Origin of the sequence: Corallococcus sp. CA041A, assembly GCF_003612075.1 — a bacterium.
Lineage (GTDB): Bacteria > Myxococcota > Myxococcia > Myxococcales > Myxococcaceae > Corallococcus > Corallococcus exiguus.
Map to the genome: position 1 here is coordinate 1 of NZ_RAWF01000023.1, position 15,823 is coordinate 15,823.

Consider the following 15,823-nt stretch of genomic DNA (forward strand, 5'->3'; position numbering starts at 1 on the left):
ACACCACCACGTTGGTGGGGTTCGTCACCGTCGAGCCGTTGGCCGGCGCGGTGATGGCCACCGTCGGACCGGCCACCGTGAAGGTGCTGGTCGCGGCCGTGCTGTTCGTGGTGCCGTTGGTGGACACCGCCGACACCGTCTGTGAGCCATTGGCCAGCGGGCCGGGCACCGTGAACGTCCAGTTGCCGCCCGTCACCGTGACGGGGCCGTAGCTCTGCCCACCCAGCGTGAACGTGACGGACGTGGCGTTCGCCGCCGTGCCGGACACCACCACGTTGGTGGGGTTCGTCACCGTCGAGCCGTTGGCCGGCGTGGTGATGGCCACCGTCGGCGTCGCCGCGGCGGTGATGGTGAAGGTGTTGGTATTGCTCGGGGCGCTCTCGACGCCAGCGGTCACCGTGACCGCGTAGACGGTGTGCGCGGCCACGCTCAGGGGCACCGCCGGCGTGAAGGTGAAGTTGCCCAACGCGTCGGACGTCACCGTAATGGGCTGGGGCTGGCCGTCGATGTAGATGCGGACGGTTTGATTCGGGCTCGGCGTCGTGCCCGTGATGGGGGGCGTGGTGTTCGACGTGGACGAACCATTGGCCGGGGTGAGCACGGTGGGAGCCGGGCCCTGGGTGATGACACCCGGGTTGCCCAGCGCAGAGCCGTAGGTCGCGCCATCCGGAGCAGTCGCCGTGGGCTGGGTACCCGCCGCGCCTCCCGCGACCGACGCGGGGCAGGAGTAGGCGCTGGCCTGCATGTGGATGTTGCCGCCGCCGCCGCCGCCGCCCGGGCCGTGCGGCGACTCCACGAAGGTGCTGTTGCCGCCGTTGCCGCCCTTCGCGGACAGCGTGCCGGCACCCGTGCACGCCAGGGCGCCCGTGAACCGCAGGGAGAGGGTACCGCCCGCGCCACCGCCACCCGCCGCGTCGTTCTGGGAGCTCGCCGCGGAGACGCCGTCCGCCGTGATGCTGCCCGCTCCCGCGAGCGCCGCGCCGCGCACGAAGACGATGCCGCCCGCGTTTCCGCCGCCGGTGCCCGTTTCGTCATTGCCGTGACCCGAGCCACCACCGCCGCCGAACAGGACGCGGGTCGCCGGGCTGAACAGCATCTGGCCACCGGGGAGGCCGCCCACCGGACGCGCCGGAGCGGTGTCACCGGTCCACGTCCGACCGCCGATACCACCCGCGCCGCCGTTGCCACCGCCACCACCACCGGAGTTGTGGCAGATGCCGCCACCACCGGCGTTGAGGATGTTGCCGCGGCCCGAGATCGGCGCGGTCTGCAAGAACACCGTAGGCGGCTTGTAACGGGCGGGCACGGGCCCCTCGCCCTTCATGGCGCCGCCATTGGGTTGCGACAGGTCATAGGCGTTCGCGGCGCAGTTGTCTCCGCTGCTGTTGAAGTACTCCGCGCCGCGGAAGCCCGCTCCCGTGGCGGAGATGGTGCCGTTGTTCGTCACCGTCCCCGTCGCGAAGAAGATGGCGACGCCACCCACGGTGTCGTTGATATCCGCGCTGGACCACGGCCGGGCGACGATGCTCGCGCCCGCGTTGATGGTCACGGTCGTGTATTCCGGCACCCGGATGGCCTGCGCCGAGGTGCGGGTGGCCGTCGCGTTCGTGCCGCCCGAGAACGCCGCCGTGAGCGGCGTGTCGGTGAAGGTCAGCGTATTGCCTGTGAGCGCCGTCACGCGCACGAACTGCCAGTTGCCCACCGCGTTCGTCGTGAAGTCGAACGGGCCCGTCGCACTGGAGGTGACCGTGCCCGTGAAGCCGGTGGACTGGTAGATCATCACCAGGTCGTCCACCGCGAAACCGGTTGTGTCCACCACGCCCACGGACGTGGCCCCCACAGCCGCGTTCGCCCGGAGTCGCGTGTACGTGTTGACGACCGTGTTGGCCGCGTTGACCGTCAGCGGGCCATCCGAACCGTTGCCCAGACCGAAGGTGTCGGGTTCAGCGTAGGCGGGTGGCGCCATCAGCACGGCACACAGCAGGGCCAACAGGCCCGCGGCCGAGCGGCGAAGTCCCGTGAGGGGCGTCAGCAACCGCGAAGTCTTTTGTGGAGTCATAAGGTCAGAGGCTCACCAGGAACGGAGAAATCCGTTCCGGGAGCCACGGGCTCCCATAGCAAGCCGGAAGCCATCCTCTGTCGAATTCCCGAACCGTCCAAATCCTGGAACTTGCACGATTGGCTGCCCGTACCCAGGGCGAGAGTCCGGAAGCAGGATCCAGATTCCGGAATCTGGAAAATGTCCGCGTCCAGGACGGACGCGTCAGCGTTCCCCTCTGACACGTCAATCCAGTTCCCGAACACAGCCCCCAGAAACGCGAAAGGGCCCCCGAAGGGACCCCCTGGCTCAGCGCGTTACGGACGCCGGAAACCGGACTAGAAAATCTCTTCCAGCCACTCGCGCATCCGGCCCTTCACCTTCTTGTAGACGTTGCCGTCCTCGCGGATGCGGAACATGCGGCGGTCCATGTGCTTGGCGCCGTAGACCACCAGGCCCACGCCCGTGGCGTACATGGGGCTCTTCACCACGTCCACCAGGCCGCCAATGCCGCGCGGCATGCCCCGGCGCACCGGCAGTCCCAGCACCTCTTCCGCCAGCTCCGGCATGCCCGCGAGCAGCGTGCTGCCGCCCGTGATGACGATGCCGGACGCGAGCAGGTCCTCGTAGCCGCACTTCTGGATCTCCCGGTGCACCAGCTGGAAGATCTCCTCCACGCGCGGCTCAAGAATCTCCGAGAGGATCTGCCGGCCCAGGACGCGCGGCTGACGGCCACCCACGCTGGGCACTTCAATCGTCTCGTCCTTGTTGATCATGGACGCGAGCGCGCAGCCGTACTTCTGCTTGATGCGCTCGGCCTCGTGCGCGGGGGTGCGCAGGCCGATGGCGATGTCGCTCGTCAGGTTGTTGCCGCCCAGGGCGATGACGGCCGTGTGGACGATGGCGCCGCCGGAGAAGATGGCGATGTCCGTGGTGCCGCCGCCGATGTCGACGAGGCACACGCCCAGCTCCTTCTCGTCCTCGCTCAGCACCGCCTCGGCGGAGGCCAGCGGCTGGAGCACGATGTCGGAGACGTTCAGGCCCGTGCGGTTGGCGCACTTGACGATGTTCTGCGCGCTGGAGACGGCGCCCGTGACGATGTGCACCTTGGCCTCCAGGCGCACGCCGGCCATGCCCAGGGGCTCCTTGATGCCGCCCTGGTCGTCGATGATGAACTCCTGAGGCAGGACGTGGATGACCTCCCGGTCCAACGGGATGGCCACCGCCTTCGCCGCGTCGATGACGCGCGCGATGTCCGCGTCGCGGACCTCCTTGTCCTTCACCGCGACGATGCCCTGGGAGTTGAAGCCCTTGATGTGGCCGCCGGCGATCCCCGTGTAGACGTGGGAGATCTCCGCCCCGGCCATCAGCTCGGCTTCCTCCACGGCGCGCCGGATGGACGACACCGTGGCCTCGATGTTGACCACGACGCCCTTGCGCAATCCCTTCGACGGATGCGTGCCGATACCGATGATGTCGATACCGCTATCGGTCAGCTCGCCGACGATGGCGCAGATCTTCGTCGTGCCGATGTCGAGGCCGACGATGATCTCCCCCGACTTCTGCTTCGCCATGAATCCTCCCAGGCTCCCTCACTTTCGTGAAGGAAGCATCCTCACTGCGTCGAGTCCCCGCTCCGCACGGAGTCGGACCCACTCGAAAGCCTCACCGCCACCCAACCCGGTCGGGCACGGTTATCCAAGCGAATGATCGCGGCCGCAAGCCCCCTTGTGCTGAGCTCGCGTCGAACGCGCGCCAGCCGCTGGAGCTTGACTTCCGTATCGCCAGCACCGAGGCGCACCTCCTGCCCCGTCGCCGTCACCAGCGCAAGCCCGGTGTTCTCCAGGCGCACTTCAGAAAGCCGCTCGGATCGCCCGGGCAACAACCGCGCATAAGCACGGGTTACATCCAGCGCGTCGCGGAACTTCGAACGCACCGCGTCCGGGTCCGCCACGTACGCGTCGCGCTCCATGCCCGTGACGAGCGGCAAGTCCAGCCCGTCCCCCGGGGTGACGCGCTTGAAGGGCTCGCCCTCCTCGTCCAGCACGTACAGGTCGCCCAGCACCGCCAGCGCCGCGGGTGCGTGCTCCGTCACCTCCACGGACACGCCGCGCGGAAACCGCCGCGTCACCTCCACCGTGCGCACCCAGGGGTGCTGCCCCATGGACCGCGCCAGCGCGGCCGGGTCCAGCGTCCACAGGTTCTGCCCCGCCGTCAGCCCGGACAGCTTCAGGAGCTCCGGGCGCGACGCGCGCTCCAGGCCGGAGAAGTTCACCGACTCCAGCGCGAAGCGCGGCGACACCACCGCCCAGGCGCGCAGCTCGATGCCGCCCCAGATGAGCCCCGCCGTCGCCACCGCCAACCCCAGCGCCTTCGCCACCGACGGCCCGTGCGAACGGACCGCGCCCGTCACCGCGTCATTGCGCGGTGCGGCGTCCAGGCGGCGGCGATTCTTGGATTTTCCGAAGGCCATGACTAGGGAGGCGCATGCTGCGTGCGGACGTCGAACCACGCCAGTTTTTGGCTACAGGCACGTCGCTGTAGCGGCGTGGGGGGACCACCCCGGCCTGCAAGAGACCGGAACTCCAGGAAAGAACGCGGAGCGGCTCAAGCCTTGAGCGAAGCGCCCTGGAGCAGCCGCTCACAGAGGGCCGGGAAGTCGATGCCCCGCCCCGCCGCGATTTTGGGCAGGAGGCTGGAGGCCGTCATTCCGGGCAGCGTGTTGATTTCCAGCAGGAAGACGTCGCCGCCTTCCGTGACGATGACGTCCGAGCGCGAGCCGCCGGAACACCCCAGCGCCTTGTGCGCGCCCAGGGAGACCTCGTTGACGCGGGCGTACAGGTCCGGGGGCAGCGGCGCGGGGAAGAGATACTGAGTACCGCTGCCGGCCTTGTACTTCGCTTCGTAGTCGTAGAACTCGCGGGCGGCCTTCACTTCGATGACGCCCAGCGCTTCGTTGTCCAGGACCCCGCCCTGCACTTCCCGGCCCTTGATGAACTGCTCCACCAGGAGCGTGCCCGCGTGCTTCGAGGCGTCCTGGACGGCGGCGGTGTAGTCCTCGCGCGTCTTGCAGATGTGCACGCCCACGCTGCTGCCCTCGCGGCTGGGCTTCACCACCACCGGGAAGGGGAACGGCAGCCGGTCACCTTCCGCGAGCGCGGCTTCCGCCGAGTCGAAGGCGCGGTAGGGGGGCGTGGGGATGCCGCGCGCGACGAAGATCTCCTTCGCGTACACCTTGTCCATGCCCACGGCGGAGGCCATCACGCCGCTGCCGGTGTAGGGGATGAACATGGCCTCCAGCAGGCCCTGGATGCAGCCGTCCTCGCCGAAGCGGCCGTGCAGCGCGAGCCACGCGACGTCCACCTTCTCCGCGATGAGGCGCGCGGGCAGGTCCTTGCCCACGTCGATTTCCACCACGTCGTAGCCCAGCCCCTTGAGGGCGCCCGTCACCGCGGCGCCCGTGCGCAGGGACACCTCGCGCTCGCTGGAGAGGCCGCCGTACAGCACGCCGACGCGCTTCGCCTTCAACTCAGCGGGGGTGAAGCCTCGGGGACCGATGCTCATGGAAGGAAGACTCCGACGAATTTGACTTCGGGGTGCATGACGACGCCGGTGGCTTCCTTCACCCGCTCCTGCATCAGGGTGATGAGGCCCCGCACGTCCCGAGCGGCAGCGCCGCCCAGGTTGACGATCCAGTTCGCGTGCAGGGTGGACACCTGCGCGCGCCCCAGGGTGTGCCCCTTCAGGCCCACGAGTTCAATGAGCCGCCCGGCGTGGTCGCCCGGCGGGTTGGTGAACACGCTGCCGAAGTTGGGCTGACTCAAGGGCTGCGTGCGCTTGCGGTAGCCCAGGTCCGCGTCCATGGCCGCCTTGCTGGCCACGACATCGCCCTTGGGAAGATGGAAGCGCACGCGGGTGACGATACCTCCCGCGGGCAGTGTGGCGTGACGGTAGGTGTGAGGCACCTGCGCTTTGTCCAGCCACCCCACCCCGTCCGCGGTGGCGACTTCAATGGCCTCCACCACGCGGAAGCACTCGCCGTTCTTGGTGCCGGCGTTCATGGTGACCGCGCCGCCCAGGGTGCCGGGGATGCCCGCGAGGAACTCCGCGCCCACCAGGCCCTGCGCGCGCATCACGTTGACCAGCCGGGCAATGGCCGCGCCCGTGCCCAGCGTCACCCGGCCGTCGTCCGGGCCCACGTCCAGTCCTTCCGGGAACAAATCCGGGGGCAGCTTCACGGTGAGCCCCGACACGCCGCCGTCACCCACCAGCGTGTTGGCCCCGCCGCCCAGCACCGTCACGGGGATGCCCTCGTCGCGGGACAGGCGCAGCAGCTCCACCAGCGCGTCCGGAGAGCGCGGACGCACCAGCGCCTCCGCGGGGCCGCCCACGCGCACGCTGATGAGCGGCGCCAGGGGCTCGCCCGGCTTCACGTCCAGGCCCGGCAGCCGCGCCACGCGCGCCGCCAGAGGTGTCACCTCGCCCGCCTGCATCCCCTACCCGCCCTTCGCCGCGCCCATCAGGTTGAGCAGGTCGGGGCCCACCTGGGTGATGTCGCCCGCGCCCAGCGTGAGCACCAGGTCGCCCTCGAGCACGCGCTCGTGGAGCGCCTTCGCCACGTCCGCGCGCTTCTCCACGAACGTCACGTCGCGGTGGCCGTGCGCGCGGATGGCCTCCGCCAGCGCGTCGCCGGTGGCGCCGGGAATCGGCTCCTCGCCCGCCGCGTAGACGCTGGTGACGAAGAGCACGTCCGCGTCGTTGAACGCGGTGGCGAACTCCTTCATCAGGTCGTGCGTTCGCGTGTAGCGGTGCGGCTGGAAGGCGGCCACCACCCGGCGGCCGAAGGCGCGGCGCGCGCCGGACAGCGTGGCCATCACTTCCGTGGGGTGGTGCCCGTAGTCGTCCACCACGGTGACGCCGCCCACCTCGCCGCGCACGGTGAAGCGGCGCTGCACGCCGCCGAACTCCGCCAGCGCGGAGCGCACCGTCTCCAGCGGGATGTCCATCTCCTCCGCGATGGCCACCACCGCCAGCGCGTTGAAGGCGTTGTGCGCGCCCACCATGCGCACGCGGAACTCGCCCAGGTCCTCGTCGCGGCGGAAGGCGCGGAAGGTGGTGGTGAAGCCGTCCAGGGAGATGCCCTCCAGCCGGTAGTCCGCCATGTGCGAGCTGCCGTACGTGACGAAGCGCTTCTCGATGCGCGGCAGCAGGGCCTGGACGTTGGGGTTGTCCAGGCACAGCACGTTGAGGCCGTAGAAGGGAACGCGGTTGCAGAACTCCACGAAGGCGGACTGGAGCGTCTCCAGGTCGCCGTAGTGGTCCATGTGCTCCGGGTCGATGTTCGTGACGACCGCGATGGACGGGTGCAGCTTGAGGAAGCTGCCGTCGGACTCGTCGGCCTCCACCACCATCAGCTCGCTCTTGCCCAGCTTGGCGTTGGAGTCGAGCACGTTCACCTTGCCGCCCACCACCGCCGTGGGGTCCAGGCCCGCCGCGGACAGCACCGTGGCCACCATGGACGTCGTCGTCGTCTTGCCGTGGCTGCCGGCGACGGCGACCGCGTACTTCAGGCGCATCAGCTCCGCGAGCATCTCCGCGCGAGGGATGACGGGAATCTTGCGCTGGCGCGCCGTCACCACCTCCGGGTTGTCCTTGCGCACCGCGGAGGAGATGACCACCACGTCCGCGTGCACCAGGTTGGACGCCTTGTGGCCCTCGTAGAGCGTGGCGCCCAGCTTCGCCAGGCGGCGGGTGATGTCGCTCTCGCGCAGGTCCGAACCGGAGACGCGGTAGCCCAGGTTGAGCAGCACCTCCGCGATGCCGCTCATGCCGATGCCGCCCACGCCCACGAAGTGCACGTGTGCCGCGTGGCGCGTCTTGAAGAGGCTGCCGGGCTTGTTGCTGACGGTCTTGCTGCTCATGCCTTGCTCCCGGGTGCCTTCTTCACGTCCTTCTGTCCGCGGTCCCGTCCGCCCGGGCCCCAGGCCTGGGTGGTCAGGTCCACGCACACGTCCGCCAGCTCCTTCGCCGCGGCGGGGCGGCCGAAGATGCCCGCCTTCTTCGCCATCTGCTTGAGCTTCGCGGGGTCTGTCATCAGGCCGCGCAGCGTTTCCGCCAGCTTCTGCCCGGTGAGCTCCGACTCGCGGAACATGATGGCCGCGCCCGCGTCCACCAGCGCCCGGGCGTTCACTTCCTGGTGGTTGTCCGTGGCGTGCGGGAAGGGCACCAGGATGCTGGGCTTCTTGCACACCGTCAGCTCCGCCAGGGACGTGGCGCCCGCCCGGCAGATGACCAGGTCCGCCTTCGCGTAGGCGGAGGACATGTCGTCGATGAACTCCACCACCTGCGCCACGTCCGCGAAGCCCTTGTCCGCGTAGCCCTTCGTCACGTTCTCCAGGTCCAGCTTCCCCGTCTGGTGGACGATGTCGAGCTGCCCCTTCACGTCGCCCAGCGAGTCCAGCGCCTCCAGCACGCGGTTGTTGAGGCCGCGCGCGCCCAGGCTGCCGCCGAAGATGAGGACGGAGAACTTCTCGTGCGCGGAGCTGCTGCGCAGGTAGTTGTCCATCAGCTTCTTGCGGATGGGGTTGCCAATCATCTGCACCTTGGCTTCCGGGAAGTGGTTGCGCGCTTCCTCGAAGGAGGTGAAGACGACCTTCACGATGCGGCCCAGCACCTTGTTGGTGAACCCGGGCAGCGCGTTCTGCTCCTGGATGGCGGTGGGGATGCCCATCAGCCACGCGGCCAGCACCACCGGGCCGCTCGCGTAGCCGCCCACGCCCACCACCACGTCCGGCTTGTGGCGCGACAGGATGCGGAACGACGCGAGGAACGCCATGGGCAGCGCGATGAGCCCCTTGAGCAGGCCGATGAATCCCTTGCCCTTGAGCCCCTGCACCTTCACCAGCTCCAGCGGGTAGCCCTCCTTGGGCACCACGCGCGCCTCCAGGCCCTTCTCCGTGCCCACGAACACCACTTCGTTGGCGGGGTGGCGAGTGACGACCTCCTCCGCCAGCGCGATGCCCGGGAACAGATGGCCACCGGTGCCGCCGCCCGCGATGAGCACCTTCACGCCGTCACCTCCCGCAGGTCCGTCGTGCCCGCGCGCACCGGCCGCGACGCGCCCTGCGTGTTCGCGCTGAGCGACAGCAGCACGCCCGCGGAGCCCATCAGCACCACCAGCGACGTGCCGCCGTAGGACACGAACGGCAGCGTCAGGCCCTTCGTGGGCAACAGGCCCATGGCCACGCACATGTTCACCGTGGCCTGGAACGCGATGATGGAGCTGATGCCCAGGCCCAGGTACGTGCCGAACGTCTCCCCCGCCGCCAGGGCCGCGCGGATGCCGCGCCACAGGACGATGGCGTACAGCACCACCAGCAGCCCCACGCCGATGAGCCCCAGCTCCTCACCCAGGATGGAGAAGATGAAGTCCGTGTGCGCCTCCGGCAGGAAGAACAGCTTCTGCCGGCCGTCCCCCAGGCCCAGGCCGGTGATGCCGCCGGAACCGATGGACATCAGCGACTCCGCCACCTGGTAGCCCACGTCGTGCCGGTGGGCCCACGGGTCCAGGAACGCGAGGATGCGCTTCATGCGGTAGGGGCTGGTCGCGATGGCGACGAAGGCCAGCGGCAGCGCGAGCAGGATGGAGCCCACCAGGTATGACAACTTCGTGCCCGCCGCGAACAGCAGCACGAAGAGCATGAACACCAGCAGCACGCTGCTGCCGAAGTCCGGCTGGAGCATGCATAAGAACACCAGGATGCCGCACAGGGCCAGGTGCGGGAGGAAGCCGATGGAGAACGTGGCCACCTTCTCCCGCTTCTTCGCCAGCGAATAGGACAGGTAGACGAGCCACGCGAACTTGGCGATTTCGGCCGGCTGCAGGCTGAAGCCCGGCAGGCGGATCCACCGCCGCGCGCCGCCTGCCGTGGTGCCGATGCCGGGGATGGCCACCGCGATGAGCAGCACGATGGCGACGAGCAGCAGCGGGTACGCCAGCCGCGCCAGCTTCCGCCACCCCAGCTTCATGGCCACCGCCATGCCCACCAGCCCCAGGCCCGCCGCGGACAGCTGGCGCTTGAGGAAGTAGAGGCTGTCGCCCAGCTTGTCCTGCGCGAGCACGGCGCTCGCCGAGTACGTCATCACCAGGCCCAGCGTCACGAGCGCCAGCACCGCGCAGAGAAGAATCGGATCGAACCGCACGGGGGCGGTCGGAGGAGAGGTCTTCATCACGGTCAGAGCGCCCCGACGAGGCGCTTGAACGTGTCGCCCCGGTCCTCGAAGTTCTTGAACTGGTCGTACGACGCGCACGCCGGGGACAGCAGGACCGTGTCCCCCGCCCTGGCCACCTCACGCGCCTTCGCCACCGCCGCGTCCAAGGTGCCGCACGCGTGCACCGGCGCGTCGTTCGCGTACGCCCGCGCCAGCGCGTCCGCGTCCTGGCCAATGGTGAGCACGCCCTTCACCTTGCCCTGCCCCGCCTCCACCATGGGCGCGTACGGCGCGCCCTTGCCCTTGCCGCCCGCGATGAGCCACACGTCGCCAGCGAAGGCCTTGAGCGCCACCAGCACGGAGTCCACGTTGGTGGCCTTGGAGTCGTTCACCCACTCCACGCCGTCCAGCACGCGCACGCTCTCCAGCCGGTGCGCCAGGCCCGGGTAGCTGTCCAGCCCCGCCTGCACCGCGTCCTTCGCCACGCCGCCCAGCCGGGCCAGCAGCGCCGCCGCCATCGCGTTCTGCGCGTTGTGCGCGCCCCGGAGCGAGCGGTTGGTGAGGGTGTAGGACTCGCCCGCGAACTCCAGCTCGAAGCCGCCGGGCCGCGCGATGGCCAGCCCCGCCAGCTTCGGCGCGTCCACCACCGGGCGGCCCGTGAGGCTGAAGCCGTACACGGGCACGCGCGCGGAAGCGGCCAGCCCCATCACCGCCGCGTCGTCCGCGTTCACCACGGCGAAGTCGCTGGCGCCGTCCTGGTTCATGAAGATGCGCGCCTTGGCCGCGCCGTACACGGCGTGGTTGGCGTAGCGGTCCAGGTGGTCCGGCGTGAGGTTGAGGATGGCCGAGCCCGTGGGCTTCAGCTGGTGGATGCCCTCCAGTTGGAAGCTGGACAGCTCCACCACCAGCGCGTCCCAGTCCCCGGGGGACATGGCGGCCTCGGCCAGCGGGCGCCCCAGGTTGCCGCCCACGAAGGTGCGCAGGCCCGCCTTCGCGTACAGCTCTCCGGTGAGCGCCGTGGTGGTGCTCTTGCCGTTGGTGCCGGTGATGCCCAGGAAGCGGGTGCCCGTGAGGAGGCGGCCCGCGAGCTCAACCTCGCCCCACACCGGGACGCCCGACGTGCGCGCGGCCTCCAGCTCCGGCAGGGACAGCGGCACGCCCGGGCTCACCACCACCAGGTCCTGGCGGGTGAGCAGCCCCGGGGGCGTGGCGCCGGTGACGAGCGTCACGCCCTTCGCGTGCAGCTCCTTCGCGACGTCGCCGAGCGCGTCCTCGGAGCGCGCGTCCAGCGCCGTCACCTTCGCGCCTTGCTGGACCAAAAGCCGCAGCGCCGCGACGCCGCTCTTGGCCAGCCCGAACACCGCGACATTCCGACCGGACAGCGAGGGATTCATGGGGTGGGCCGACCTCGATGGGGGCAAAGCGACTAGCGCAGTTTCAGGGACAGCAGGGCCACGCCACCACAGAGGATGGCGACAATCCAGAAACGCACGATGATCTTCGGCTCGGCCATGCCCTTGAGCTCGAAGTGGTGGTGCACGGGCGCCATCTTGAAGACGCGCTTGCCCGTCATCTTGAAGGACGTCACCTGGATCATCACGGAGAGCGCCTCCGCGAAGAAGATGCCGTGGATGATGGCGGACACCACTTCGTTCTTGGAGAACACGGCCAGCCCGCCCAGCGCGCCGCCCAGGGCCAGCGAGCCGATGTCGCCCATGAACACGGACGCCGGGTAGGTGTTGAACCAGAGGAAGGAGATGCCCGCGCCCACGATGCTCGCGCAGAAGACGGCCAGCTCCGCGCCGCCCGGCACCTGGAGGATGCCCAGGTAGCGGTACAGCGGCGTGGCGGTCAGCCTCGTGACGCCGTTCACCGTCTCCGTGTCCGCGATGTGCAGCGTGGTGCCCGCCACGTAGCAGAGCACGCAGAAGGTCACCGCCGACACGATGGTGGGCACGATGGCCAGGCCGTCCAGGCCGTCCGTGAGGTTCACCGCGTTGGACGTGCCCACGATGACGACCCACGCGAACACCACGTAGAACCAGCCCAGGTCCGGGTTGAACCAATGGGACGGCACGAACGGCAGCGTCAGCCGCGTGTCGATGAGCAGCGTGGGCCCGAAGGAGCCGTCCGCCTTCGTCCACGTGCACATCAGGCCGAAGATGGCGATGAGGAAGAAGAGCGTCTGCAGCGCCATCTTCTTGCGCCCGGCCAGACCCTTGGAGTTGCGCTTGGACAGCTTGAGCCAGTCGTCCAGGAAGCCGATGAAGCCGTAGCTGAAGGTGAGGAGGATCATCACCCAGACGCCGCGGGACTTCAGGTCCGCGAACAACAGCGTGCCCGCCGCGATGCTGATGAGGATGAGCGCGCCACCCATGGTGGGCGTGCCCTTCTTCTTCTGGTGGCTGTCCGGGGTGTCCTCGCGCACGTTGCTCTGCCCGTGCTGCTTCAAGCGCAGCCGCGCGATGAGGCGCGGGCCGATGAGCATCCCCAGGAGCAGGGCGAAGACGCCCGCGGCGATGATGCGGAAGGTCGGGTAGCGCAGGAAGTTGAGGACGCGCCCGGCCTCGGTGTTCTGGATGAGCTCGTACAGAAGGTACAGCACTAGTGACTCCCTCCGGGGGGTGCCGCGCCCGTCAGGGCCGCCACCACGCGCTCCAATCGCATGCCGCGACTGGCCTTCACCAGCACCACGTCACCGGGCGAAAGCCGGGGCGTCAACCACGCCACCAATGGCTCCACTTCGGTGAAATGGGCGGCGGAATCTCCCATGTCCGCGCTGCCCAGACCGCCCGAGGACCGGGGGCCGAAGAACGCGACCAGCTTCGCGTGCCGCGCGACGAGCTCGCCCAGCCGGGCATGCTCCTCCGCCTCGCCCGCGCCCAGCTCCAGCATGTCGCCCAGCACCGCCACCGCCCGGCCGCCTTCCGGCACCAGCGTGCCCAGCGTGACGAGCGCGGCCTCCATGGAGGCCGGGTTGGCGTTGTAGCAGTCGTCCACCACCGTGATGCCGTTCCTGCCATCCACGATGTTGAGCCTGCGCGCGTACGGACGCGCGGACTCCAGGCCCTTCACGCACTCCTCCGGGGAGTAGCCCAGGGCCAGCGCCGTCGCGAACGCCGCCGTCGCGTTCTGCGCGTTGTGCGGCCCCACGAAGTGCAGGCGCACCGGCCAGTCCTTCCCCTGGTAGCGCACGGTGGCCACCATGCCGTCGCGGCCCAGCGTGTGGACCGCCGTGAGGCGCACGTCCGCCCCTTCCGCCCGGCCGAACGTCAGGTGCTTCGCGCCGCTGCGCGCGGCCTGGCGCACGATGAGCGCGTCGTCCACGTTCACGACAGCAGTGGCCTGGGGCAGCAGCTCGCGGAACATCTCCCCTTCCGCCTCCGCCACGCCCTCCAGGCTGCCCAGCCCTTCCAGGTGCTCCGGCTGGACGACGGTGATGACACCGGCGTCCGGCTGGACCTTTCGGGTGAGCCGTTCGATTTCGCCCGGCTGGTTCATCCCCACTTCGATGACGGCCGCCACGTGGGACGGCTCCAGCCGGAAGAGCGTGAGCGGGACGCCCACCTCGTTGTTGAAGTTGCCCTCCGTCTTCAGCGCCGGGCCCCGCGTGGCCAGGATGGCGCCCACCATCTCCTTGGTGGTCGTCTTCCCGTTGGAGCCCCCCACCGCCGCCACCGGAATCTGGAAGCGGCGGCGGTGCAGCGCGCCCAGGCCGCCCAGCGCGGCCAGGGTGTCATCCACTTCGTACAACGCGAAGCCCGGGGGCAGGGCCGGCAGCGCCCTCCCCCGCTTCACCACCGCCCCGGCCGCTCCCTGGCGCTGGGCACCGTCCACGAAGTCGTGGGCGTCGAAGCGCTCGCCCTGCAGCGCCACGAAGAGGCACCCGGGGGTGAGCGACCGCGTGTCGGTGCAGACGGCGGGAAAGCCCGCTTCCACGGGCTCCCCGCGCCGGGTCGCACCCGTCGCCTGCACCACCTCGTCATCGGAGAATCGAACGGCCATGGAGGGGGGGGGTGGCCTTGAGAAGGTTCAGCCCGGGATGCGGTTGGCCAGCGCGCGCGCGGCGACCTCGCGGTCGTCGAAGGCGAGCTTCTCGGTGCCTACCGTCTGATAGGTCTCGTGGCCCTTGCCGGCGATGAGGACGACGTCGTCGTCCTTGGCCAGGTTGATGACCTGCTCGATGGCGGCGCGGCGGTCCGCGTCCACCAGGTAGCCCTTCTCCCCGACCTTCGCCTTGCCCTCGGAGATGCGGCGCAGGCCGCCCTTCTCCAGGCCCGGCGTCACCTCGGAGATGATGGTCTCCGGATCCTCCGTGCGCGGGTTGTCGCTGGTCACCATCACCAGGTCCGCGCCCTCCGCGGCCACCGCGCCCATCAGCGGGCGCTTGCCCTTGTCGCGGTCGCCGCCGCAGCCGAAGACGACGATGACGCGGCCCTTGGCCAACGCGCGCGCCGCTTCGAGGGAGCGCTTGAGCGCGTCATCCGTGTGCGCGTAGTCCACCAGCACCGCCGGCGCCGGGCCGCCGCGGTGGTTCTCCGCGCGGTCCATGCGGCCAGCCACGCCCGTGACGAGCTCGATGCCGCTCTTCACGTCCGAGCGGCTGATGCCCGCGCCCAGCGCGATGCCGGCGGCGAGCATGATGTTCTCCAGGTTGTGGGGCCCCAGGAGCTTGCTCTTCACCTTGATGTCGCCCGCGGGCGTCTTCAGGGTGGCCTCGATGCCCTTGAGCGAATAGGCGGCATCCGCGGCGGAGATTTCACCCGCGCCCGTGCGGCTGAACTTCCACGCCATGCGCTTCTGGTTGCGCAGCTCCGTGTAGAGGCGGCTGGCGAAGGCGTCGTCCGCGTTGACGACCGCGGTGCCGGAAGCGCCCAGGTTCTCCAGGAAGAGCTTGCGCTTCACCTGGAAGTACTCCTCCAGGTCCTTGTGGTAGTCTAGGTGGTCGCGCGACAGGTTGCTGAAGCCGGCGGCCTTGAAGGTGAGCCCGTGCACGCGCTCCTGCGCGAGCGCGTGGCTGGAGACCTCCATCACCACCGTCTCCACGCCCGCATCCACCATCTCTCGGAAGATGCGGTGCAGCTCCAGCGGGTCCGGCGTGGTGTTGGCCAGCTCCGTCGTCTTGCCACCGAACTTGTAGCCCAGCGTGCCGATGACGCCCGGCGCCGGAGAGCCGGTGTACATGGCGGCCGTGGCGAGGATGGCCTCCAGCAGGTACGTGGTGGTCGTCTTCCCGTTGGTGCCGGTGACGCCCAGGAGCGTCAGCTTGTCCGCGGGACGGCCGTGGAAGTTGGCCGCGATGAGGGCCAGCGCCTTGCGCGCGCTGCTCACCTTGAAGAACGGCACCTGCGACGACTGGCCCTGCTTCTCCGACACCACGGCCACAGCGCCGCGCGACACGGCTTCACCAATGAACTGGGCCCCGTCTTCCTTCAGGCCCGGCACGGCAATGAAGAGATCCCCCGGCTTCACGCGCCGCGAATCCTGCGTCACTCCCGTGACGTCGACCGCGGAACGGCCGCCCGAGGTCTGCTCGGCTCCACACCCTGCGAGGACATCCGTCAGCTTCATCTC

At 69.6% G+C, this 15,823-nt stretch carries 12 protein-coding genes; all 12 read right to left on the bottom strand.

All coding sequences use genetic code 11. The features are described 5' to 3' along the window. Positions 1-2,035: Ig-like domain-containing protein (locus tag D7V77_RS06625; RefSeq protein WP_233596731.1), on the bottom strand; the 2,035-nt coding region annotated here is incomplete at its 3' end. A 341-nt stretch (positions 2,036-2,376) separates the two neighbouring features. Beyond that, positions 2,377-3,612 (bottom strand): cell division protein FtsA, encoded by a 1,236-nt coding sequence (gene ftsA, locus D7V77_RS06630; RefSeq protein WP_120566811.1) that lies wholly within the window; start codon positions 3,610-3,612, stop codon positions 2,377-2,379. Between the two features lie 41 nt (positions 3,613-3,653). Beyond that, entirely contained in the window at positions 3,654-4,511 is an 858-nt protein-coding gene (locus D7V77_RS06635) for a cell division protein FtsQ/DivIB (protein ID WP_120575419.1), read from the bottom strand. A 134-nt stretch (positions 4,512-4,645) separates the two neighbouring features. Continuing rightward, a complete protein-coding gene (locus D7V77_RS06640; protein WP_120575420.1) occupies positions 4,646-5,602 on the bottom strand; it encodes a D-alanine--D-alanine ligase in 957 nt (318 codons plus the stop codon). Continuing rightward, on the bottom strand, positions 5,599-6,531 hold the full coding sequence (gene murB / locus D7V77_RS06645) for a UDP-N-acetylmuramate dehydrogenase (protein WP_120575421.1): 933 nt from the start codon (positions 6,529-6,531) through the stop codon (positions 5,599-5,601). Before murB ends, D7V77_RS06640 begins: the two co-directional genes overlap by 4 nt. Before the next feature lie 3 nt (positions 6,532-6,534). Further along, complete coding sequence (murC, locus tag D7V77_RS06650; protein WP_120575422.1) at positions 6,535-7,959, bottom strand: UDP-N-acetylmuramate--L-alanine ligase; 1,425 nt, start codon at positions 7,957-7,959, stop codon at positions 6,535-6,537. After that, positions 7,956-9,107 carry an undecaprenyldiphospho-muramoylpentapeptide beta-N-acetylglucosaminyltransferase gene (murG, locus tag D7V77_RS06655; protein ID WP_120575423.1) on the bottom strand — a complete coding sequence of 384 codons (1,152 nt, stop codon included), beginning with the start codon at positions 9,105-9,107 and terminating at the stop codon, positions 7,956-7,958. Before murG ends, murC begins: the two co-directional genes overlap by 4 nt. Further along, positions 9,104-10,267: a putative lipid II flippase FtsW gene (gene ftsW / locus D7V77_RS06660; protein ID WP_120575424.1), complete on the bottom strand. Its 1,164-nt coding sequence runs from the start codon at positions 10,265-10,267 to the stop codon at positions 9,104-9,106. The genes murG and ftsW overlap by 4 nt, the downstream gene beginning before the upstream one ends. 5 nt (positions 10,268-10,272) lie before the next feature. After that, positions 10,273-11,643: a UDP-N-acetylmuramoyl-L-alanine--D-glutamate ligase gene (murD, locus tag D7V77_RS06665; protein WP_120575425.1), complete on the bottom strand. Its 1,371-nt coding sequence runs from the start codon at positions 11,641-11,643 to the stop codon at positions 10,273-10,275. Positions 11,644-11,675: 32 nt separating this feature from the next. After that, positions 11,676-12,854 carry a phospho-N-acetylmuramoyl-pentapeptide-transferase gene (gene mraY / locus D7V77_RS06670; protein ID WP_120575426.1) on the bottom strand — a complete coding sequence of 393 codons (1,179 nt, stop codon included), beginning with the start codon at positions 12,852-12,854 and terminating at the stop codon, positions 11,676-11,678. Next, positions 12,854-14,254, bottom strand: coding sequence for a UDP-N-acetylmuramoyl-tripeptide--D-alanyl-D-alanine ligase (gene murF, locus D7V77_RS06675; RefSeq protein WP_120575427.1), 1,401 nt, complete (start codon positions 14,252-14,254; stop codon positions 12,854-12,856). Before murF ends, mraY begins: the two co-directional genes overlap by 1 nt. 27 nt (positions 14,255-14,281) lie before the next feature. After that, entirely contained in the window at positions 14,282-15,820 is a 1,539-nt protein-coding gene (locus tag D7V77_RS06680) for a UDP-N-acetylmuramoyl-L-alanyl-D-glutamate--2,6-diaminopimelate ligase (protein WP_120575428.1), read from the bottom strand. Positions 15,821-15,823: the final 3 nt, after the last annotated feature.